Genomic DNA, 1,424 nt, shown 5'->3' with positions numbered 1-1,424 from the left:
GTTAGAGTGAAGTCTTTGCACTCACTCTTGTCTAAGGAATACTTATCTCCTATCAGTTTGAACCGATCTTCAAATTCTTCTTTCGTCGTCGTCGTATAGAGGATGTCAAGAAATGAGATTATGCAGTATTGCCTAATGGTAGGGTCTTCAACTGGCGGATAAAATCGAAGGATACTGTATTGTTTAATCAGTCTTTCGTAGGTTTTGTTAATCAGCTCACTACTATCATTTTTCATAATGCCTCGGGATGCAGGCACTTTGCTATAACATTGCTGATAGAGTCGCTTAGCTTGTGTGATGAAACGTATGTTTTCATAACGATATGCTTCTTTTGTAAAAGCAACAGTATGGAAGTGATCAATCATTTTTTCTATAGCATGAGGGTCATTTACCGGGTCATAGTGTTCTATTGGCCTTAAGGCTTCTATGTATGGTTCATACTCCTTTTGGATCTTAGTTATTTCTTCTTTATCTTCTAATATAACTTTGTCGATTAGCTGATCAACCAGCTCAGGATCGCAGTTTTTTCCTTCACGCTTCCTATCTCTAACAATTCTTTTTCGTTTAATATCGCGCAGCTTACTTTCCCGTGTTTGGTGTCCAATAGAGTTAAATTTAGGCCAAAAAACCTGACCTATATAAATTTTTGAATAACGATTATTTGTTATCAATATGTTGCTTTTTATGGATAGTTTAATTAGTGAGTAAAGAAAAAAATCCGCCCTTGTACTGTTGAGCCAAGATATATAGAAATTTGGAATTATGCATTTTTTTGTTATGTAGAGTAGGTCATTCAAGAGTGTTTGTAGCTGCTCCTTCACATCAAGACTGAAACTTCCGTTCTCTAACACTTCTGTTTCAATGTCTAGTTTTTCAGCAACAATTTCAGTGAAGTGATGCTTGAGACCGCGCTGTTGCATAACAGATAAGTCATAGCCATTTAATAGATGATTGTTTTGTTTGAAGTATAGGTAGCTTATGTAAAAGCGAAGCTGAGTGTTATCAGCTGTATCTCTCACAAGGGTAAATCGATAGCTAGGACCTTTCATAAGTCATGCACTCTCGTAGGCATTTTCGAAAGAAATACATTATATTTTTCAGTTGAAAATTACAAATTATAGACAAGAAAAATCGAAATATTTCGGCAAGAATTGTCATTATTTTAGCTATAGTGGGCCTTATAGATGATCGCCGTGCTAAGAAAACTGTTTTAAGAAGTTTTACATTGTGATGTTTTTGTATTGCAATAATCTATTGTTATTTCTTCTATGAAAAATTTGTTTGAACATGTAGCTGAGAAGTGTCGTCTTGCAAAAATTAGTACTGCTTTCTTTTGGTATAAACTCAAACTTTAAGGGAATACATCATCCAACTTCTCAAATAAAAACATGAAATAGAGATGATATGAAGTGGCATAGTGAATT

Annotated in this window: 1 protein-coding gene; it reads right to left on the bottom strand. The window is 34.6% G+C overall.

Annotation, left to right across the window (positions count from 1 at the left end; genetic code table 11):
- Positions 1-1,049: hypothetical protein (locus BCT49_RS05160; RefSeq protein WP_102434409.1), on the bottom strand; the 1,049-nt coding region annotated here is incomplete at its 3' end.
- Positions 1,050-1,424: the final 375 nt, after the last annotated feature.

It is taken from the genome of Vibrio lentus (assembly GCF_002875945.1).
GTDB classification, from domain to species: Bacteria; Pseudomonadota; Gammaproteobacteria; order Enterobacterales; family Vibrionaceae; genus Vibrio; species Vibrio apostichopi.
This window is presented reverse-complemented; position numbering and strand designations above follow the sequence as displayed.